At 77.4% G+C, this 20,545-nt stretch carries 16 protein-coding genes; 13 read left to right on the plus strand and 3 right to left on the minus strand.

Features of this window, described 5'->3' with window-relative positions; all coding sequences use genetic code 11:
- Positions 1-83 precede the first annotated feature (83 nt).
- Genes BLT39_RS14040 through BLT39_RS14050 form a run of 3 tightly spaced genes read right to left on the minus strand, consistent with a single transcriptional unit; the run spans position 84 to position 4,752 of the window.
- Positions 84-2,375 carry a transglutaminase TgpA family protein gene (locus BLT39_RS14040; protein WP_242658402.1) on the minus strand — a complete coding sequence of 764 codons (2,292 nt, stop codon included), beginning with the start codon at positions 2,373-2,375 and terminating at the stop codon, positions 84-86.
- Positions 2,372-3,745: a DUF58 domain-containing protein gene (locus BLT39_RS14045; RefSeq protein WP_242658403.1), complete on the minus strand. Its 1,374-nt coding sequence runs from the start codon at positions 3,743-3,745 to the stop codon at positions 2,372-2,374. The genes BLT39_RS14040 and BLT39_RS14045 overlap by 4 nt, the downstream gene beginning before the upstream one ends.
- 2 nt (positions 3,746-3,747) lie before the next feature.
- Positions 3,748-4,752, minus strand: a complete 1,005-nt coding sequence (locus tag BLT39_RS14050) for an AAA family ATPase (protein WP_242658404.1) — start codon at positions 4,750-4,752, stop codon at positions 3,748-3,750.
- 234 nt (positions 4,753-4,986) lie between these two features.
- On the opposite strand from BLT39_RS14050, the gene mraZ reads away from it, so the two are divergent.
- From mraZ to BLT39_RS14115, 13 genes are all read left to right on the plus strand, one after another.
- Positions 4,987-5,421, plus strand: a complete 435-nt coding sequence (gene mraZ / locus BLT39_RS14055) for a division/cell wall cluster transcriptional repressor MraZ (RefSeq protein WP_091064276.1) — start codon at positions 4,987-4,989, stop codon at positions 5,419-5,421.
- Between the two features lie 474 nt (positions 5,422-5,895).
- The gene (gene rsmH / locus BLT39_RS14060) at positions 5,896-6,867 is read left to right on the plus strand and encodes a 16S rRNA (cytosine(1402)-N(4))-methyltransferase RsmH (protein WP_091064278.1); all 972 of its coding nucleotides are present in this window, start codon (positions 5,896-5,898) and stop codon (positions 6,865-6,867) included.
- A complete protein-coding gene (ftsL, locus tag BLT39_RS14065) occupies positions 6,864-7,508 on the plus strand; it encodes a cell division protein FtsL (RefSeq protein WP_091064282.1) in 645 nt (214 codons plus the stop codon). The genes rsmH and ftsL overlap by 4 nt, the downstream gene beginning before the upstream one ends.
- A 2-nt stretch (positions 7,509-7,510) precedes the next feature.
- The gene (locus BLT39_RS14070) at positions 7,511-9,361 is read left to right on the plus strand and encodes a peptidoglycan D,D-transpeptidase FtsI family protein (RefSeq protein ID WP_242658405.1); all 1,851 of its coding nucleotides are present in this window, start codon (positions 7,511-7,513) and stop codon (positions 9,359-9,361) included.
- 59 nt (positions 9,362-9,420) lie between these two features.
- The gene (locus tag BLT39_RS14075) at positions 9,421-10,926 is read left to right on the plus strand and encodes a UDP-N-acetylmuramoyl-L-alanyl-D-glutamate--2,6-diaminopimelate ligase (RefSeq protein ID WP_165640273.1); all 1,506 of its coding nucleotides are present in this window, start codon (positions 9,421-9,423) and stop codon (positions 10,924-10,926) included.
- On the plus strand, positions 10,923-12,275 hold the full coding sequence (locus BLT39_RS14080) for a UDP-N-acetylmuramoyl-tripeptide--D-alanyl-D-alanine ligase (protein ID WP_091064289.1): 1,353 nt from the start codon (positions 10,923-10,925) through the stop codon (positions 12,273-12,275). The genes BLT39_RS14075 and BLT39_RS14080 overlap by 4 nt, the downstream gene beginning before the upstream one ends.
- Positions 12,272-13,348 (plus strand): phospho-N-acetylmuramoyl-pentapeptide-transferase, encoded by a 1,077-nt coding sequence (gene mraY / locus BLT39_RS14085; RefSeq protein ID WP_091064293.1) that lies wholly within the window; start codon positions 12,272-12,274, stop codon positions 13,346-13,348. The genes BLT39_RS14080 and mraY overlap by 4 nt, the downstream gene beginning before the upstream one ends.
- Positions 13,345-14,766 carry a UDP-N-acetylmuramoyl-L-alanine--D-glutamate ligase gene (murD, locus tag BLT39_RS14090; RefSeq protein ID WP_091064297.1) on the plus strand — a complete coding sequence of 474 codons (1,422 nt, stop codon included), beginning with the start codon at positions 13,345-13,347 and terminating at the stop codon, positions 14,764-14,766. Before mraY ends, murD begins: the two co-directional genes overlap by 4 nt.
- 11 nt (positions 14,767-14,777) lie before the next feature.
- Entirely contained in the window at positions 14,778-16,373 is a 1,596-nt protein-coding gene (ftsW, locus tag BLT39_RS14095) for a putative lipid II flippase FtsW (RefSeq protein ID WP_091064301.1), read from the plus strand.
- Between the two features lie 25 nt (positions 16,374-16,398).
- Entirely contained in the window at positions 16,399-17,529 is a 1,131-nt protein-coding gene (murG, locus tag BLT39_RS14100; protein ID WP_091064304.1) for an undecaprenyldiphospho-muramoylpentapeptide beta-N-acetylglucosaminyltransferase, read from the plus strand.
- The gene (gene murC, locus BLT39_RS14105) at positions 17,526-18,968 is read left to right on the plus strand and encodes a UDP-N-acetylmuramate--L-alanine ligase (RefSeq protein ID WP_091064307.1); all 1,443 of its coding nucleotides are present in this window, start codon (positions 17,526-17,528) and stop codon (positions 18,966-18,968) included. Before murG ends, murC begins: the two co-directional genes overlap by 4 nt.
- Positions 18,969-18,971: 3 nt before the next feature.
- A complete protein-coding gene (locus tag BLT39_RS14110; RefSeq protein ID WP_091064309.1) occupies positions 18,972-19,775 on the plus strand; it encodes a cell division protein FtsQ/DivIB in 804 nt (267 codons plus the stop codon).
- A 19-nt stretch (positions 19,776-19,794) separates the two neighbouring features.
- Complete coding sequence (locus BLT39_RS14115) at positions 19,795-20,382, plus strand: peroxidase-related enzyme (RefSeq protein ID WP_091064312.1); 588 nt, start codon at positions 19,795-19,797, stop codon at positions 20,380-20,382.
- Positions 20,383-20,545: the final 163 nt, after the last annotated feature.

The raw sequence follows: 20,545 nt of genomic DNA on the forward strand, positions 1-20,545 counted from the left end.
CGCGCAGCAGGGCCCCGGTGCCACGGCACCGGGGCCCTGCTGCGTCCCGGGCCGGCCACGCGGAGCCGGTGTCGGGCGCGGGGTCAGGTGCGGGCGGTGCGGGGGCGGGGCAGGTGGTCGGTGACCCACCCGCGGACGTCGGCGACCAACGACGGCGGCAGCAGCCGGGCGACCACGCGGGCGCGGCGTCCGGCGGACCGGCGCAGCGCCCGGTCGACCTCGCGTGCGGGGGCGGCCAGGTCCCGGGCGGGCGCACCGGCGGGGGCGTAGACGTCGGCCTGCAGGGCGCCGGCCAGCACCAGCAGTGCCGGCGAGACCCCCGGGCCGGCCGCCCCGCCCAGGTCGTCGGCCAGCTGCCGGGGGGTGCCGGTGGACCGCACGGGGACGGCGAGGTCGTCGGCCACCGCCAGCAGCTCGTCCCACACCGACCCCGGGTCGCCGCTGCGCAGCCGCCGGCGCCGCTGGGCCGCCCGGGCCACCGCGGGGGCGGCGAGCAGGGCCAGCGCGCCGAGCGTGCCCCCGGCCCAGGCACCGACCCGGCCCCACGGGACGCCGGTGGCGGTGTCCTGCGGGGTGGCCAGCGGGGTGAAGGTGTCGTCGCGGTCCAGCTGCGCGCTGGGGCCGGCCGGCGCGGTGGTCGGCGCCGCCGGGGACGCCGAGGCCTGCGCCGCCGCGACGTCGGCGCGGGTGGCCCACGGCAGGTCGACCGCCCGGCCCCCGGACAGCGGCGTCGGGTCGAAGGGCACCCAGCCCAGGCCGTCGTAGTACACCTCGACCCAGGCGTGCGCGTCGGCGGTGGTGACCACCCGGGTGCCGTCGGGCTGGCGCTGGCCGGGGGTGTAGCCCAGCACCACCCGGGCGGGGACGCCGGCGGCGCGCACCAGCACCGCCATCGCGCCGGCGTACTGCTCGCAGTAGCCGCGGCGCAGCTGCAGGAAGTCGGCCAGGTCGTCGCCGGTGGTGCCGGGCGCGGTGCTCAGGCTGTAGACGAACCCGTTGGCCCGGTCGGTGAGGAAGTCGAAGACCGCCCGCACCCGCTGGTCGGGGGTCTGCGCGCCGTCCACCAGCTGGCCCAGCAGCGTCGTCACCCGGGGGTCGAGGGCGGGCAGCTGGGTGTAGGCCTGCTGCACCGGGTCGTCGGCGGCCAGCGGCCCGGCGGCGGCCAGCTCGTCGTCGGTGGGCCGCACCTCCTCGCTGACCACGTCCCAGGTGCGGCCCGGCGTCCGGGCGTCGTCGCGGCCGAAGACGGTGCCGCTGGCCGGGTCCAGCCGCCAGTCCCCGCCCTGCCCGCCGTCGACGCTCACCGACTGCAGGTCGGCGAACACCGGCAGGAAGCGGTCGTCGTGCGCCTCCGCGGTGATCTGCGCGCGCACCTCGCGGGTGGGTACGCCCGCCGGCACCGGCACCAGCTCCTCTGCGCCGTCGGTGGGCTCCGAGCCCCCGAGGTTGCCGATCTCCCAGCCGTCCTCGGTGTACTGGTCCAGGGCGACCGCGCGCAGGTAGGCCGGGTCGTCGACGCTGGCGTCCACCCGCAGCAGGTCCACCGGGTCGGGCTGGGTGAGCTGCCCGCGCAGGGCGGCCTGCGGGTCCAGGGAGGTGCCGGTGCTGGACACCCCCGGACCCTGGCCGGTGCCCAGGCCCGAGGCGAAGGACCCCTCGGCCAGGGTCGGCACCAGCGCGGGCAGCAGCAGGCCGGCCAGCACGGCGACCGCGCCGGTGCGGACGGCGGGCAGCACCCCGGTGCCGGCGAAGGCACCCGGGCCCGAGCGCTGCCGCCCGGCCAGCCGCAGCCGCTGGTCGGCCCACAGCAGGGTGGCCAGGCCCAGCGCCGGGCCGAGGAAGACCAGCAGCGAGACGTCGCCGGTGGTGGTGGCCACCGGCACGCAGCACAGCACGAGCAGGGCCAGCCCGCCCAGCGCCGGCTGCCGCGCGCCGACGGCCACCAGGTCGACGACCAAGGTCAGCGTGCCCACCAGCAGCGCGGTCAGCGCCACCAGGCCGTCGAGGGGGATCGCGGGGGTGACCTGCTCGCGGATCTCGGAGAACCCGGAGGACAGGACGCCCAGCAGGTCCGCGGTGCTGCCCGGGGTGGGCAGCACCCCCACCAGCAGCCGGCCGGGGGCGAACACCCCGCAGAGCACGGTGAGCAGCGCGAGCACCTGCACCACGGGGACGGCGACCTCGCCGGCCACGGTGTCCCCGCGCCCCAGCCGCTCGACCCCGGCCCGCACCAGCGCGCCGGACCCGCTCACCGCGACCACCGCCAGCAGCGCCGGGGCCGCCCAGGTCGGCGCGGCGAAGACCGGCGCCATCGCCAGCAAGCCCAGCAGCATGGCCACCGCGACGGCCACCGCGGTGCCCCAGCGGCCGGTCACGCCGGCACCGCCCGGCCCGCGCCGCCGGTCGCGGCGGCGCCCACCCGGGACCACACCGTCTCCACCGCGTCCTGCGGCCCGGCGGTGACCACCCGCCACCCGGCCGCGCGCAGCAGCCCGGCGGCCTGCTCCTGCTCCTGCACCAGGCGCACCCGCGCGCCGGGGGCCAGCGCGTAGCGGCGCCCGGCCCCGCCGCGGGCGGTGGCGTCGTGCCAGGCGGGGACGTTGACCAGCACCGCCACGTCGCTGCCCGGCCCGGACCGGGCACGCACCAGCGCGGTGACGTCCTCGGGGGTGACCGCGGCCAGCAGGCAGACCAGCGGGCCGCCGTCGGCGCCGCGGCGCAGCGCCTGCAGCGCGGTCTCCAGGTCGGTGGCCCGCGAGGCGGTCACCCCGGCCAGCGCCTCGGCCAGCCCGGCCCGGTCCGCCGCGCCGTGCGGGCCGCCGCCGGGGAGCTCGCCGGTGTCGGTGAGCACCCGCAGGTCCGCACCCGCCGCCAGCAGGTGGTCGCCGATGCTCGCCGCCGCCTCGACCACCCACTCCAGGGTGTCCGGCGGGGGAGCGGGGTCACCGGGCGGGCCCGAGGTGAGCGCACCGCCCAGCACGTGGGCCCGCTGCCGGGTGTCGACCAGCAGGGTGGCCGAGGACCGCCAGGGCTTCTCCTCCAGCCGCACCATGAGCTCGCCGGTGCGCGCGGTGGCCCGCCAGTGCACCTTGCGCAGGTCGTCGCCGCGCCGGTACTCGCGGGTGCTGACGTCGTCCTCGCCGTGCACGGCCAGCGACCGGCGCGCCCCGGCGGCGCCGCCCCCGGCGCCGCCGGACAGCGCCACCGTGGCCAGCGGGCGCACCCGCGGCACCACCAGCAGGGTGGCGGTGTCCACGCCGCTGGTGGTGCGCAGCACCAGGCCGAAGGGGTCGACCAGCCGCAGCCGCAGCGGGCCCAGCGGGAGCCGGCCCCGGCGGGCGCCGTGCACCCGGTAGCGCAGCGCGGCGGTCGCGCCGCTGGGCAGCCGCTCCACCAGGAACCGGGGCCGGGGGCCGAGGTCGGCGGGCAGCTGCTCGGACATCGCCCACAGCCCGCCGGGACGGCGGTCGGTGTTGGTCACCTCCAGCAGCACCTCGGCGTCCTGGCCGCGGGGCAGCCGGGACGGCGTGACGGTGCGCCGGGAGGCCAGCCGGAACCGGGCCCGCACCACACCGACCGCGGCCAGCGCCGGCAGCGCCAGCACGAACAGCGCGATCTGCACCAGCGATCGCTCGCCGAGGACGGCGCCCAGCAGCACCAGCGTGACCCCGGCGGCGACCAGGCACCCGCCGCGCAGGGTCAGGCTGGAGGTCAGGTCGGCCAGCCGGCCGCGGCGACGGCCCACGGTCAGCGGCGGCGCGGGACCGGGACGGCGGACAGCAGCTCGGTGACCACCCGCTCGGGCGTGCGCCGGGCGAGGGCGGCGTCGGGGGTGAGCAGCAGCCGGTGGGCCAGCACCGGGCCGGCCATCTCCTGCACGTCGTCGGGGAGCACGTGGTCCCGGCCGGCCAGCGCCGCGGCGGCCCGCGCGGCGCGCAGCAGCTGCAGCCCGGCCCGGGGGGAGGCGCCCAGGCGCAGGTCGGGGCTGCGCCGGCTGGCCTCGACCAGCGACACCACGTACCGGCGCAGCGGGTCGGCGACGTGCAGCGCGGCGACCGCGTCGACCATGGCGCGCACGGTGGCCGCGTCGGCGACCGGGCGCAGCCGGGTCAGCGGGTCGACCACCGCGCGGTCGTCGAGCATGGCCAGCTCGGCGTCGCGGTCGGGGTAGCCCATCGAGATGCGGGCGGTGAACCGGTCGCGCTGGGCCTCGGGCAGCGGGTAGGTGCCCTCCATCTCCAGCGGGTTCTGCGTGGCCAGCACCATGAAGGGCCGGGCCAGCTCGTAGGTGGTGCCGTCGACGGTGACCTGGCGCTCCTCCATGCACTCCAGCAGCGCCGACTGGGTCTTGGGCGAGGCCCGGTTGATCTCGTCGGCCACCACCAGGTTGGCGAACACCGCACCGGGCCGGAACTCGAAGGACCGGGACTCCTGGTCGAAGACCGCCACGCCGGTGACGTCGCTGGGCAGCAGGTCCGGGGTGAACTGGATGCGGCGGACCTCGGAGTCGACCGCCCGGGCCATCGCCTTGGCCAGCGTGGTCTTGCCGACGCCGGGCACGTCCTCGATGAGCAGGTGGCCCTCGGCCAGCAGGACCACCAGGGCCAGCCGGACGACGTCGGGCTTGCCGACCACCACGGTGCCCATCGCCTCGGCGATCCGGGCGCCCTCGGCCTGCACGTCCACCGGGCCGGCGCCGTCGGGCTGCCCGTGGCGGGGCGCGCCCGCGCCCACCGCTGTCGCCTCCGTCACCCCCGCCACGGTACGTGCCCGGCCCGCCGGCCGGGGGTGCTCGGCGTCCGCACCCCGCTCGTCACTCCTGTCACAGACCCCCACCGGTGGGGGTCGGGTGGGGCGAGGGGGGACACGGGGTGCGAAGTGGTGTCCAGTGGGGGCTGGTGGGTTAGGGTGGCGCGCGATGGGGACGCAGGGCCTACAGGGGGACCTGCGGGGCCCCCGGGAAGCAGAGGTGGGGGTGGTGGACCGGTGTTCCTGGGCAGCCACTCCCTGCGCCTGGACGAGAAGGGCCGCCTGGCCCTCCCCGTGCGCTTCCGCGACCTGGTCACCGGCGGCGTCGTGCTGACCAAGGGCCAGGAGCGCTGCGTCTACGGCCTGACCCACGAGCGCGTCGCCGAGGTGCAGCGCGCCCGGGCCGCCGCGATGCCCGCCGACACCGGCCGCGCCCGCGCCCTCAACCGCCTGGGGTTCGGCTCGATGGTCGAGCTCGAGCCCGACAAGGCCGGCCGCATCACGCTGCCGGCGCTGCTGCGCGAGTACGCCGGCCTCGACCGCGACGTCGTGGTCGTCGGCGTCGACACCCGCTTCGAGATCTGGGACGCCGCCGCCTGGGACGCCTACGTCGCCGAGCAGGAGGCCGCCTACGCGGAGAGCGAGAGCGAGGGGATGCCGACCCTGTCCTGACCGCCCCCGACCCGCGGGCGCCCCCCGTCCGAGCCCACTTCCCCGGGGCTCGGGTGCACCGGAACCGCCAGCCGACTTCCCCGCGGCTGGACCCGGCCGGGACGCCCCACCCCAGCACCACCCCGGCTCCACCCCGCACCACCGGCTCCACCCCGCTCCACCCCGCACCACCGGCGGGGCCCAGGCCGGCGACCTTCCCCGTCGCCGGACGGGCCCCGCGGTGGGGGCGAAGCAGCCAGCACCGCCGCCCCGGGCGCGTCGACCCGGACCCCCAGCACCTCCCGGACCCGGGCACCACCCGGCCCGGCCGAACCCCACCAGCACCACGAGTCACATCCGCACCACCGCGCGCGCCCGGTGGTGCACCACCGGGTGGAGAACGGCCGACGTCGGCCGAGAACGACACCAGCGAACGAGACCAGCGCGTCCCACGGCCGGGGCGCGGGGCACACCACGGACCGGAGGAGGCCCGCGATGAGCGACCAGCAGCCCGCGGTGCACGTCCCGGTCCTGCTCGACCGCGTCACCGAGCTGCTCGGCCCCGCCTGCGCCGCCGACGGCGCCGTGCTGGTCGACTGCACCCTCGGCCTGGCCGGGCACTCCCTCGCCCTCCTCGACGCCCACCCCGGCCTGCGGCTGGTCGGCCTGGACCGCGACCCCGACGCCCGCGCCGAGGCCACCCGCCGGATCGCCGCCGCCGGCCACGCCGACCGCGCCACCGTCGTCCCCGCCGTCTTCGACGAGCTGCCCGAGGTCCTCGACGAGCTGGGGCTGGACGAGGTGCACGCGGTCCTCGCCGACCTCGGCGTCTCCTCGCTGCAGCTGGACCGCCCCGACCGCGGCTTCAGCTACGCCCACGACGCGCCGCTGGACATGCGGATGGACCCCTCCGGCCCGCGCACCGCCGCCGACGTCGTGAACACCTACTCCCGCGGCGAGCTCACCCGCGTGCTCAAGGTCTACGGCGAGGAGCGCTTCGCCGGCCGGATCGCGGCCGCCATCGAGCGGGAGCGCGCCCGCGAGCCCTTCACCACCACCGGCCGGCTCGCCGAGCTGGTCCGCGACGCCATCCCCGCCGCCACCCGCCGCACCGGCGGCCACCCCGCCAAGCGCGCCTTCCAGGCGCTGCGCATCGAGGTCAACGACGAGCTGGGCGTGCTGACCCGGCTGCTCCCCGCGGCTCTGGACGCCCTCGCCGTCGGCGGCCGCATCGCCGTCATCACCTTCCACTCCCTGGAGGACCGGATCGTGAAGCAGGCCCTGGCGCTGGGCGCCACCGACACCACCCCGCCGGGCATGCCACAGCCGCTGCCGGAGCACGCCCCGGTGCTGCGGCTGCTCACCCGCGGCGGCGAGGCGCCGGCCGACGCCGAGACCGAGGACAACCCGCGCGCGGCGTCGGCCCGGGTGCGGGCCGCCGAGCGGATCCGGCGGGCCGACCGGTGAGCGTCACCGCCCGCGTGCACACCGGCGCCCTCCGCGCCAAGGGGACTGCCTCCGCCCGCAGCACGACCGCCACCCGCAGCTCCGCCCCTGCCCGCACGGTGACCCGCCCGGGCACCACCCGGCGCACCGGACCGGTGCACGTCCGTCCCCAGCTGCGGCTGGTCACCGAGCCGGTCGGCACCCCGCCGCGGGTGCGCCGCACCACCCGCACCCGGCCCCGGCGGACGCCGTTCGTCCTGCTGATGGTGGGCCTCATCGCCGCCACCGCGCTGGTGCTGCTGGCCCTCAACACCGCCATGGCGGTGGACTCGCTGCGGGCCAGCGAGCAGCGCGCGGCCAACACCGAGCTGTCCCAGGCCGTCGAGCGGCTCGAGCAGCAGGTCACCACCGCCCGCACCCCTGCCCAGCTGGCCGCCGCGGCCGCCGCCGCCGGGCTGGTCCCCGCGGGCACCGCCGGCCACCTGGTGATCGGTCCGGACGGCACGTCGGTGGTCCGCGGCGCCCCCGAGCCGGCCCCCGCGCCCGAGCCGGCACCCGAGCCCGCCCCCGCCGCGACCCAGCAGCCGGCGGCCCAGCCCGACCAGCAGCCCTCCGCCGACGCAGCCGCGCCGGGGACGACGACCGAGCAGGCCGGAGGCTGACCGTGCCGCACCGCCCCACCGACCCCACCCGGCGCCCGGTCCGCACCACCCCGCCGCGGCGCACCTCCACCGAGGCGCTGCGGCCCCGCCGAGCGCCCGGCACCCGGCGCACCCGCGGCCTGTCCCCGACCGTGCGCACCCGGCGCAACCGGTGGGGCCTCGGCGTCCTGGTCGTCCTGCTGGTCGCCGTCGCCACCAAGCTGGTGGTGCTGCAGGGCATCGACGGCACCGCCTACGCCCAGGCCGCCGAGTCCGACCGGATGCGGGTGTTCGACATCGCCGCCATCCGCGGCGCGGTCCTGGACCGCGACGGCAACCCGCTGGCCTACACGGTCGAGGCGTCCAAGGTCGTCGCCGACCCAACCGTCGTGGAGGACCCCGACCGCACCGCGCTGGCGCTGACCACCCTGCTCGGCGTCCCGGTGGACCAGCTGACCGACGACCTGACCGCCTCGGGCCGGTACTCCGTGCTCGCCGAGCACGTCGACACCGCCACCAGCGACCAGATCACCGCCCTCGAGCTGCCCGGCATCGTGCTGGAGGACCAGCCGACCCGGCTGTACCCGGCGGGCACCGTCGGCGGCCAGGTGGTCGGCTTCATCGGCCGCGACGGCGACGGCCTGGCCGGCATCGAGCAGCGCTACGACGACCAGCTGTCGGGCACCGACGGCACCCGGCGGGTCGAGGTGGGCGCCGGCGGCATCCCCATCCCCTCGGGCATCGACGAGTCCACCCCCGCCGTCGACGGCTCGGACGTCACGCTGACCATCGACGAGGACCTGCAGTACACGGTGCAGCAGCGGCTGGCCACCGAGTGCAGCAACGGCCAGACCACCCGCGGCTCGGCCGTGGTGATGGAGGCGCACACCGGCCGGGTGGTCGCGATGGCCACCTGCCCGGGCTATGACCCCTCCCAGGCGAGCACCACCGACCCCGACCTGCTGGGCAACCCGGCGATCTCCGACGTCTTCGAGCCCGGCTCGGTGATGAAGGCGGTCACGCTGTCCGCGGCGATCGAGGACGGCCACGCCACGCCCGACACCGTGCTCAGCGTCAACGGCCACATCCCGGCCGGCGACGTCGTGGTCACCGACGCCCACGACCACGCGCCGGTCGACTGGACCGTCACCGGCATCCTCGCCAAGTCCAGCAACGTCGGCACGATCATGCTGGCCCGCGAGGTCGGCGACGCCCGCCTCGAGCAGTACATGCGGGCCTTCGGGCTGGGCTCCACCACCGGCATCGAGCTGCCCGGCGAGAGCGCCGGCATCCTGCAGGACTCCGCGGACTGGACGGCGTCCCGCGCGGCGAACGTGCCGATCGGGCAGGGCGTCTCGGTGACCGCGCTGCAGATGGCGTCGGTCTACCAGACCATCGCCAACGGCGGGGTGCGCATCCCGCCGCGCATCGTGGAGTCCACCACCGCCCCCGACGGCACCGTCACCCCCGAGCCGCAGCCCGAGGGCACCCGGGTGATCAGCGAGTCCACCGCGCAGCAGATGGCCTACATGCTCGAGGCCGTCGTCGGGCCGGGCGGCACCGCGCCGCTGGGCGAGGTGCCCGGGTTCCGGGTGGCGGGCAAGACCGGCACCGCGCAGCGCGCCAACCCCGAGTGCGGCTGCTACAGCGGCGGCGGCTACTTCACCACCTTCGTCGGCTTCGCCCCCGCCGACGACCCGCAGTACGTCATCGCTGTCGACCTCGAGCGCCCGAACAGCGACGCCGAGGGCGGCCAGGTCGCCGCCCCCGTGTTCGCCGACCTCATGCAGTACGTGCTCGCCGCCGACGACGTCGTCCCCTCGGGGAGCCCCCGCCCGGACTTCCAGCTCACCGGCACCGCGCCGACGAACTGATCACCGCACCCCGGGTCGGTGACCGGGACGGCGGCGTCCCGCCGGTAGGTTGGGCACCCGTGAGCACCGCCCTGTCCGAGCTGGCCGACCTGGTCGGCGCGCCCGTGCAGGGCAGCCCCACCACCCGCGTGTCGGGGGTGTCGCTGGCCTCGGACCGGGTGGGGGAGGGCTTCCTGTTCGCCGCCCTGCCCGGGGCCCGCGCGCACGGCATCCGCTTCCTGCCCCAGGCGCTGGCCGGCGGGGCGGTCGCCGTCCTCACCGACCGCGCGGGCGCCGCCGAGGTGACCGACCCCGACCTGCCGGTGTGCGTGGTCGAGGACCCCCGCGCCGTGCTCGGCGAGGTCGCCGCCCGCGTGCACGGCCGGCCCGCCGACCACCTGGCCGTCGTCGGCATCACCGGCACCAACGGCAAGACGACGACCGCCTACCTGGTGGAGTCCGGCCTGGCCGCGGCCGGCTGGTCCAGCGGGCTGATCGGCACCGTGCAGACCCGCACCCGCGGCACCGGGCCGGACGGCGAGCCGCGGGTCACCGAGATCTCCAGCACCCGCACCACCCCCGAGGCCCCCGACCTGCACGCGCTGCTGGCCGGCATGCGCGCCGACGGGGTGCGCGCGGTGGTCATGGAGGTCTCCAGCCACGCCCTGGTGCTCGGCCGGGTCGGCGGGGTGCGCTTCGCCGCCGCCGGGTTCACCAACTTCTCCCGCGACCACCTGGACTTCCACGGCGACGAGGAGAGCTACTTCCGGGCCAAGGCCCTGCTCTTCGACGGCCGCGCCGCCGTCGAGGTGGTCGACGTCGACGACGCGCACGCCCGCCGGCTGGTCCACGAGGGCACGGTGACCGTCTCCGGCCGGGGCTCGGAGCCGCCGGGGAGCACCGCCGCGTGGCGGGCCACCGACGTCGTCGCCGTCCCCGGGGGCGGGTCCACCTTCGTGCTGCACACCCCGGACGGCGGGGCCCACGACGCGCGGGTCCGGCTGCCGGGGGCCTTCAACGTGGCCAACGCGGTGCTGGCCGTCGCGCTGCTGGACGCCGTCGGGGTGCCCGTGGACGCCGCGCTGGCCGGCATCGCCACCACCGTCGTCCCCGGCCGGATGGAGCCGGTGGACGCCGGGCAGCCCTTCGCCGCGCTGGTCGACTACGCGCACACCCCCGACGCGGTCGCCACCGCCCTCGCCGCGCTGCGCAGCGGCACCGGGGGCCGGCTGATCACCGTGCTGGGCTGCGGCGGGGACCGCGACCCCGGCAAGCGCCCGGGCATGGGTGCGGCCGCCGCGGCCGGCAGCGACCTGCTGGTGGTCACCGACGACAACCCCCGCTCGGAGGACCCGGCCACGATCCGCGCCGCGATGCTCGCCGGGGTGCCCGCGGACACCCGGTGCGAGGTCCGTGAGGTGGCCGACCGGCGGGCCGCGATCGAGGCGGCGGTGCGCGCCGCGGGCCCGGGTGACACGCTGCTGGTGGCGGGCAAGGGCCACGAGAGCGGCCAGGAGGTCGCCGGGAGCACCAGCCTCTTCGACGACCGGGTGGAACTGCGACGAGCACTGGAGGCGCGGTCGTGATCGAGCTGGGCCTCGCCGAGGTCGCCGACGCCGTCGGCGGCACCCTCACCGGCCCCGACGCGCAGGTCACGGGGAAGGTCACCGTGGACTCCCGCACCGCGGGGCCCGGGGACCTGTACGTGGCGCTGCCGGGGGAGCGGGTCGACGGGAACGACTTCATCGGCGCCGCGGTGGCCTCCGGTGCGGCCGGCGCGCTGGGCACCCGCCCCGCCGACGGCCACCCCGTGGTGGTCGTGGAGGACCCGGTGGCCGCGCTGGGCCGGCTCGCGCACGCCGTGCACGAGCGGCTCCCCGGGCTGACCACGGTCGGCATCACCGGCTCCTCGGGCAAGACCTCCACCAAGGACCTGCTCGGCCAGGTGCTGGCCGCCGCCGGGCCCACGGTCAGCCCGCCCGGGTCGTTCAACAACGACATCGGCCTGCCGCTGACCGTGCTCTCCGCCGACACCGGCACCCGCTACCTGGTGCTGGAGATGGGTGCCCGCGGCATCGGCCACATCGCCCGCCTGTGCGGCGTCGCCCGCCCCGACGTCGGTGTCGTGCTCAACGTCGGCTCCGCGCACCTGGGCGAGTTCGGCAGCCCCGAGGCCATCGCGACCGCCAAGGGCGAGCTCGCCGAGGCCGCCACCGGCACCGCCGTGCTCAACGCCGACGACCCCCGCGTGCGGGCGATGGCCTCCCGCACCGCCGCCCGGGTGCTGCTCACCGGCACCGCGGAGGACGCCGACGTCCGGGCCGCCGACGTCGCCCTCGACGCCGACGCCCGGGCCTCGTTCACCCTGCATGCCGCCGGCGAGGCGCACCCGGTGCGGCTGCAGGTCGTCGGCGCCCACCAGGTCGCCAACGCCCTGTCCGCGGCCGGCGCCGCGCTGGCCGCCGGGCTCGCCCCCGCGCAGGTCGCCGCCGGCCTGTCGGCCGCGACCGTGCAGAGCCGCTGGCGGATGGAGGTCACCCGCCGCCCCGACGGCGTCGTGGTGGTCAACGACGCCTACAACGCCAACCCCGAGTCCATGCGCGCCGCGCTGGCCGCCCTGCAGGGGATGACCGGCACCCGCCGGGTCGCCGTGCTGGGCGCGATGGGGGAACTGGGCCCCGGGGCCGACGACGAGCACCACCGCCTGGGCGTCGACGCCGCGGCCGCGGTGGACCTCGTCGTGGCCGTGGGGCGCGACGCCGCGGGCATCGCCGCGGCACGGGAGGAGTCGGTGCACGTGCCGGACCGGGCCGCCGCCCGCCAGCTGCTCGCGGAGGTGCTGCGCCCGGGCGACGTCGTGCTGGTCAAGGCCTCCCGCGCGCAGGGCCTGGAGCTCCTCGCCGCCGACCTGCTCGAGGACGGGGGCACCGCGTGAAGAGCGTCCTCATCGCCGCCGCCGTCGGGCTGGTGGTCTCCATCCTGATGACCCCGGTGGCCATCAAGACCTTCCGCCGGCAGGGCTTCGGCCAGGAGATCCGCGACGACGGCCCCGAGAGCCACCTGTCCAAGAAGGGCACGCCCACCATGGGCGGCACGGTCATCGTGCTGGCCACCGTGGTCGGCTACTTCACCGCGCACCTGTTCCTGGTCGGCCAGCCCGGCCGCGGGGTGACCAGCACCGGCCTGCTGCTGCTGTTCCTGCTGGTGGGCCTGGGCGTGGTCGGGTTCCTCGACGACTACCTCAAGATCCGGCACCGGCGCAGCCTCGGGCTGAACAAGACCGCCAAGCTGGTCGGCCAGACGGTGGTCGGCCTGGGCTTCGCCGTCCTCGCGCTGGTCGAGTTCGGCGGCCGGCCGCCGGTCGCCTCGACCACGATCTCCTTCGTCCGCGAGATCGCCCCGCTGGCGCTGCCGGCCGCGCTGTTCCTGGTCTTCGCGCTGCTGTTCATCTCCGGGTTCTCCAACGCCGTCAACCTCACCGACGGCCTGGACGGCCTGGCCGCCGGCTGCTCGGCGATGGTGTTCGGCGCCTACGTCGTCATCTCGTTCTGGCAGTTCGGGCACAGCTGCGCCTCGGGGGTCGTCGAGGGCTGCTACACCGTCCGCGACCCGCTCGACGTCACCCTGGTCGCCGCCGCGGCGATGGGCGCCTGCCTGGGCTTCCTGTGGTGGAACACCTCGCCGGCCCGGATCTTCATGGGCGACACCGGCTCGCTGGCCCTGGGCGGGCTGATGGCCGGCATCGCCGTGGTCACCCGCACCGAGCTGCTGCTGGTCGTGCTCGGCGGCCTGTTCGTCGCCGTCACGCTGTCGGTGGCCATCCAGATCGCGTTCTTCAAGGCCACCCGGCGCCGGGTGTTCCGGATGGCGCCGCTGCACCACCACTTCGAGCTCGCCGGCTGGGCGGAGAACACCGTCATCGTGCGGTTCTGGCTGGTCACCGGGATGGCGGTCGCCTTCGGCATCGGCGCGTTCTACGCCGACTGGCTGTCCCTCACCGGCCTGTGACCGGCCCCCTGGGGCGGGTCCTGGTCGCCGGGCTCGGCGTCTCCGGGGTCGCCGCGGCCCGGGTGCTGCTGGCCCGCGGGGACACCGTGCTGCTCGCCGACGCCGGCGACCCGCCCGCCCGGGCCGAGCTCGAGGCCGCCGGCGCGATCTGGCTCGGGGCCCGCAGCGACTGCCCGGACGACGTCGACCTGGTGGTCACCTCGCCCGGCTGGCGACCGGACTCCCCGCTGCTGGTCTCCGCCGCGGCCGCCGGCGTCGAGGTCGTGGGCGAGCCCGAGCTGGCCTGGCGGCTGCGCGCGCCGCTGCCCGACGGCGGGCCCGCGCCCTGGTACGCCGTCACCGGCACCAACGGCAAGACCACCACCGTCACCATGCTCGAGGCGCTGCTGCTGGCCGGGGGACGGCGGGCGGTGGCCGCGGGCAACGTCGGCCGGCCGTTGGTCGAGGTGGTCACCGCGGTGGACGCCGACGGCGTCCCGGAGTTCGACGCGGTGGCCGTGGAGCTGAGCTCCTTCCAGCTGCACTGGTCGAGCTCCATCGCCCCGGCGGCCGCCGCGGTGCTCAACGTCGCCGACGACCACGTCGACTGGCACGGCAGCCCGACCGCCTACCGGGACGCCAAGGCCAAGGTCCTGGCCCGGGCACCGTTCGCGGTCGGCGACGCCGGCGACCCGGTGGCCGCCGAGCTGGTGGCCGCGCACCCGCACCCGGTCACCGTGACCCTGGACGAGCCGGTCCGCGGCCAGCTGGGGGTGCGCGCCGGGGCGCTGGTCGACCGCGCCTTCTCCGCGGCCCCCGCCGGGGACGTCCTGGTGGACACCGCGGCGCTGCAGGTGTCCGGCCCGCACAACCTGACCAACGCGCTCGTGGCCGCCGCCCTGGCCCGGGTGGCGGGGGTGTCGCCGGCCGACATCGGCACGGGCCTGGCCGGCTTCCGCGGCGGGGCGCACCGCAACGTGCTGGTGGCCACCGTCGACGGCGTGGACTTCGTCGACGACTCCAAGGCCACCAACCCGCACGCCGCCGGCGCGTCGCTGGCCGCCTACCCCCGCGTGGTGTGGATCGCCGGCGGGCTGCTCAAGGGTGCCGACGTCGACCCGCTGGTCGCCGCGGTGGCCCCGCGGCTGGCCGGGGTGGTGCTCCTGGGCCGCGACCGGGGGGTCCTGGCCAGGTCGTTGGCGCGACACGCCCCGTCGGTCCCACGGTCCGAGGTCCCCAGCGGTGACGATGTCGGAGTGACCGGTGTGACGAGCGGGACGGCTGAGGCGGTGATGGGCGAGGTGGTGCGCGCTGCCGCCGCGATGGCCCGTCCCGGCGACACCGTCCTGCTGGCACCGGCCGCCGCGTCCATGGACGTGTTCACCGACTACGCGCACCGGGGCCGCGCCTTCGCCGACGCGGTCCGCGCCCTGCACTGACGGGGGCCGGCATGGCTGCCAGCACGGACGCACCGACCCGCACCGCCCGCCCGGCCCGCCCCGGGGGGACGGCGACGTCCGCGCGCGCCGCACGGCGCGGGGCGCAGGCCTCCCGGGGCCCGCTGTTCCGCGCGCCGGCCTGGCTGGACGGTCCGATGACCAGCGCGCACCTGGTGCTGGGCTCGGCCGGCCTGCTGCTGGCGATCGGCCTGGTGATGGTCTTCTCCGCCTCCAGCGTCGAGGCCGCCCTGGACGACCAGCCCGCGTGGCTGCCCGGCGTCCGCCAGCTGGTGTTCGCCGTGGTCGGGGTGGGGCTGGCGCTCGTCGCCGTCCGCCTGCCGATCGGCCACCTGCGCCGGTACTCCGGGATCGCGCTGCTGGTCGTCACCCTCATGCTGCTGGCGGTGCTGGTGCCCGGCATCGGCAAGGAGCTCAACGGCGCCCGGCAGTGGATCAGCCTCGGCGTGGTCGACGTGCAGCCCTCCGAGCTGGCCAAGCTGGTGCTCGCGCTCTGGGGCGCGCACGTCATCGCGCTGCGGGAGAAGTGGCTGACCACCAAGGCGCTGCTGGTCCCGGTGGTGCCGGCCTTCCTGCTGCTGGCCCTCCTGGTGCTCGCCGAGCCCGACATGGGCGCCACGGTGGGCCTGGGCCTGGTGGTGGCCGGGCTGCTGTGGTCCGGCGGGCTGCCCGGCCGCTGGATCGCCGGCCTGGGCATCGTCGCCGTCGCCGGCATCGCGATCACCGCGCTGAGCGCCTCCTACCGCGCCGCGCGGGTGTTCTCGTTCCTGGACCCCTTCGCCGACCCCGAGGACGGCGGCTTCCAGGCCATCAAGGGCCTCTACGCGCTGGCCACCGGCGGCTTCACCGGCGTCGGGCTGGGCAACAGCCGGATGAAGTGGAACATCCTCCCGCACGCCGAGAGCGACTACATCTTTGCGATCATCGGCGAGGAGCTGGGCTTCCTGGGCTGCCTGGTGGTCATCACCCTCTACGGCGTGCTGGCCTACGCCGGCTTCCGGATCGCCCGCCGGGCCACCGACCGCTTCGTCCAGCTGGCCAGCGCCGCGATCACCGTCTGGCTGATCGGGCAGGCCTTCATCAACATGGGCTACGTCGTCGGCCTGCTGCCGGTCACCGGCGTCACGCTGCCGCTGATCTCCGCCGGTGGCACCTCCCTGGTGCTCACCCTGTTCATCGTCGGCCTGCTGGTCCGCTTCGCCCGCACCGAGCCCGAGGCCATCGAGCACCTGCGCGCCCACCGGCAGGCCCACCCCGCCGGCCGGCTGGGCCGGCTGGGCCGCTGGCTGGTGCCGGTGCCCGAGCAGGCGGTGGCCCCGCTGCCGGTGCTCGGCCGCCGCGCACCGACCGGGCGCACCCGCCCCGACCGCGGTGGGCGCACGGTGGCCCGGGTGCGCGACGGGCGCCCGGGCGCCGCGGACCGTCCCCGCGCTGCCGACCGCCCGGCCACCCGGCAGACTGCCCAGGCGCGTCCGGCGACCGACGAGCGGGTCCCGCGCCCCCGGTCGGCCGCCCCGGTCGGCAGCGCCGGGAGCCGGACCCGGCAGCCGGTCCGCACCCCGGGGGACCGGCCGCGCCGACCCCGCTGAGCGCCGACCCTGTGAGACTGACCCCGTGACCTCTGCGCCACCCCCTCCGTCCGCCCGCACCCGGCCGGTCAGCGTCGTGCTGGCCGGCGGCGGCACCGGCGGGCACATCGAGCCCATGCTGGCCCTCGCCGACGCCCTCGTCCGCCGCACCGGCGCCCCCGGCGGCGCCCCGCGGGTCACCTGCCTGGGCACCGCCCGCGGCATGGAGACCCGGCTGGTGCCCGCCCGCGGGCACCAGCTGCGGCTCATCCCGCCGGTGCCGCTGCCCCGCCGGCCCACCCCGGACCTGCTGCGGGTGCCCGGCCGGGTCCGCCGCGCCGTCGCCGACACCCGCGCGCTGCTGGCCGAGCTCGAGGCCGACGTGGTGGTCGGGTTCGGTGGCTACGTCGCCCTGCCCGCCTACCTCGCGGCCCGCCGCGCCGGCGTCCCCGTCGTGGTGCACGAGCAGAACCCGCTGCCCGGCCTGGCCAACCGCGTCGGGGCCCGGCTCGCCGCCGCGGTCGCCGTCACCACCCCCGGCACGCCGCTGCCGCACGCGGTGCACGTGGGCATGCCGCTGCGCCCCGCCATCACCGGGCTGGACCGGGCCGCGCTGCGGGCGCAGGCGCGGGCGCACTTCGGCCTGGACCCCGACCGGCCGACCCTGCTGGTCTTCGGCGGCTCCCAGGGCGCCCGCTCGCTCAACACCGCCGCGACCGGCGCGGCGGGGGCCCTGCGGGCCGCCGGCGTGCAGGTGCTGCACGCGCGGGGGCCGAAGAACACCGAGGTGGCCGTCCCCGCCGGCGACCCGCCGTACGTGGTCGTGGACTACCTCGAGCGGATGGACCTGGCCTACGCCGCCGCCGACCTGGCCCTGTGCCGGTCCGGGGCGGTCAGCGTCGCCGAGCTCTCGGCGGTGGGTCTGCCCGGTGCCTTCGTGCCGTTGCCGATCGGCAACGGCGAGCAGCGCCGCAACGCCCTGCCGGTGGTGCAGGCCGGCGGTGGGCTCCTGGTCGAGGACGCCGAGCTGTCGGCCGACTGGGTGTCGGCCACCCTGGTGCCCGTGCTCACCGACCCCGCCCGCCTCGCCGAGCTGACCCGGCACGCCGCGGCCGCCGGCGTCCCCGACGCCGACGAGCGGTTGGCCGACCTGACGCTCTCGGTGGTGCGGGCATGAGCGCCGCCGACGTCGCCGCCTGGCGCGACCCCGTGCCGGCGCTCGACGAGCTCGGCGCCGTGCACTTCGTGGGCATCGGCGGGGCCGGCATGAGCGGCATCGCCCGGATCCTGCTGGCCCGCGGGGTGTCCGTGTCCGGCAGCGACCGCAAGCAGACCCCGACCACGGCCGCGCTGGCCGCCCTCGGCGCGCGCACCGAGGTCGGCCACGCCGCCGAGCACCTCGGGGACGCCGCGACCGTGGTGGTGTCCACGGCCATCCGCCCGGACAACCCCGAGCTGGTCGCCGCCCGCGAGCGGGGCCTGCGCGTGCTGCCCCGCGCGGTCGCGCTGGCCGCGGTCATGGCCGGCCGGCGCAGCGTCGCCGTGGCCGGCACCCACGGCAAGACGTCGACCACGTCGATGCTCACCGTCGCGGTGCAGGCCTGCGGCGCCGACCCGTCCTTCGCCATCGGCGGTGACCTCAACGAGTCCGGCTCCAACGCCCACGACGGCGCCGGCGACGTGTTCGTGGCCGAGGCCGACGAGAGCGACCGGTCCTTCCTGCTGCTGGCGCCCTTCGCCGGCATCGTGACCAACGTCGAGGCCGACCACCTGGACAACTACGGCGACCTGGCCGCCGTGGAGGCCGCCTTCGAGCGCTTCCTCACCACGGTCGACCCGGCCGGGTTCGTGGTGCTCTGCGCCGACGACCCCGGGTCCGCCCGGCTGGCCGGGGTGCCCACCTCCGGCGCGCGGGTGCTGACCTACGGCCGCACCGGCGACGTCGACCTGGAGGTCCGCGACCTGGAGGTCGGGCCGGCCGGCACCAGCTGGACGGCGGTGCACCGCGGCGCCGTGCTGGGCCGGGTCACCCTGCGGCTGCCCGGGGAGCACATGGCGCTCAACAGCGCCGCGGCGCTGCTGGCCGGCCTGGAGCTGGGTTTCCCGGCCAGCGGGCTGATGGGCGGGCTGGCCCGCTTCGGCGGCGTGCACCGCCGCTTCGAGCTCAAGGGCACCGCGGCCGGTGTGCGGGTCTACGACGACTACGCCCACCACCCCACCGAGGTGGCCGCGCAGCTGCGCGCCGCCCGGTCGGTGGTGGGGGAGGGCCGGCTGGTCGTGCTCTTCCAGCCGCACCTCTACAGCCGCACCGCCGAGTTCGCGGCCGGTTTCGGGGAGGCCCTCGGGCTGGCCGACGAGGTCGTGGTGATGGACGTCTACGGCGCCCGCGAGGACCCGGTGCCCGGCGTCACCGGCGCGCTGGTGGCCGACGCGGTGCCGCTGCCGGCCGGCGCGGTGGCCTTCGAGCCCTCCTGGTCGGCGGCCGCCGGGGCCATGGCCGACCGGGCCCGGCCCGGGGACCTGCTGCTCACCATGGGCGCCGGTGACGTCGTCCAGGTCGGCCCGGAGATCCTCACCGCCCTGGCCGAGCGCGAGCGCACCGACGGGGTGGGCTGAGCCGTGCCGCGGACGGGGAGCACCACCCGGGACCGCACCCGGGGTGCTCGCCGGGAGCGGCCCGGCCGGGGGGCGGGCGCCGGCGGGGTGACCCGGCTGCGCACCCGCCGGCAGCTGGACCCCCGGCGCCGGCGGTTGCTGGTCGCCGGCACGGTGGTCGTGCTCGCCGCGGTGCTCGCCTGGGTGGTGCTGGCCAGCCCCGTGCTGGCCGTGCGGACCGTGCAGGTCGACGGCGCGGTCACCCTGTCGGCCGACCAGGTCCGCGACGCCGCGGGCGTGGCGGTCGGGACGCCGCTGGTGCGGGTGGACACCGGCCGCGCGGCCGCCCGGGTGGCCGCACTGCCGCAGGTGGCCGACGCCGAGGTGACCCGGGGCTGGCCCGACCGCGTCGTGGTGACCCTGCGGGAGCGGGTCGCGGTGGCCGTGGTCACCGAGGGCGGCACCCGCTCGCTGGTCGACGCCGGCGGCACCCTGTTCGGCACGATCACCGGTGACCCGCCGGCGGGCACGGTGCCGCTGTCGGTCGCCGACCCCGGTCCCGACGACCGGGCCACCGCCGCCGCGCTGGCCGCGATCGTCTCCCTGCCCGGTTCGGTGCGCGACCAGGTGACCGATGTCGCGGCCACCACCCCGGACGACGTCACGCTCACCCTCGCCGACGGCACCACGGTGCTGTGGGGCGACGCCTCGCAGGCCGACCGCAAGGCCGAGGTCCTCGCCGCCGTCCTGGACCAGGTGGCCGCCGGCGGCCTGGACCCGGCCACCCAGGTCGACGTCAGCTCGCCCGACCAGGTCGTCCTGCGCTGACCGGTGTTGGGTGGGCCACATGCCCGAGCCCCAGCCCGTGTCCCGCTTCGAGGTGGCCGACCGCGCCGCCCTGCCCGACGACCTGCGCGAGCGCTACGACGCCGTGGAGGAGAAGTCGGGGTTCCTGCCCAACGTGTTCGCCGCGCTGGCCCACCGGCCCGACGAGGCGCGGGCCTTCTTCGCCCACCACGACGCCCTGATGGACAAGGACACCCCGGGGCTGTCGCAGGCCGAGCGCGAGGTGGTCGTCGTGGCCACCAGCGCGGCCAACGACTGCCTGTACTGCGTGGTGGCCCACGGCGCGATCGCCCGCATCCGGGCCCGTGACCCCTACCTGGCGGACCAGGTCGCCGTCGACTGGCGCAAGGCGCCGGTCGGGCCCCGCATGCACGCGGTGCTCGAGGTCGCCGTCCGGCTGGCCACCGACCCGGCCGCCGTCGTCCCGGCCGACCTGGACACCCTCCGCGGCCACGGGCTCACCGAGGACGACCTGTGGGACCTGGGCGCGATCGTGTCGTTCTTCGCGATGAGCAACCGGCTGGCGCACTGGGCCGCCATCCCGCCGAACCCGGAGTTCTTCCTCCTGGGCCGGGTGCCGCGCGGCTGATGCGACACGCCCGGGCCGGAAACCTTCGTCAGGTTCTGCGCCACGGGCCCGCCGCGCGTGCCTCGACCCCGGGATGAGACGCTGACGGGGCGGGTCGTCACCACGGGTGAGGCCCGTGTGACGTACGGGTCCGAGGGGGCGGACGGGGACCGCGGGGCCGACA

Source organism: Klenkia brasiliensis, assembly GCF_900100695.1.
Lineage (GTDB): Bacteria > Actinomycetota > Actinomycetes > Mycobacteriales > Geodermatophilaceae > Klenkia > Klenkia brasiliensis.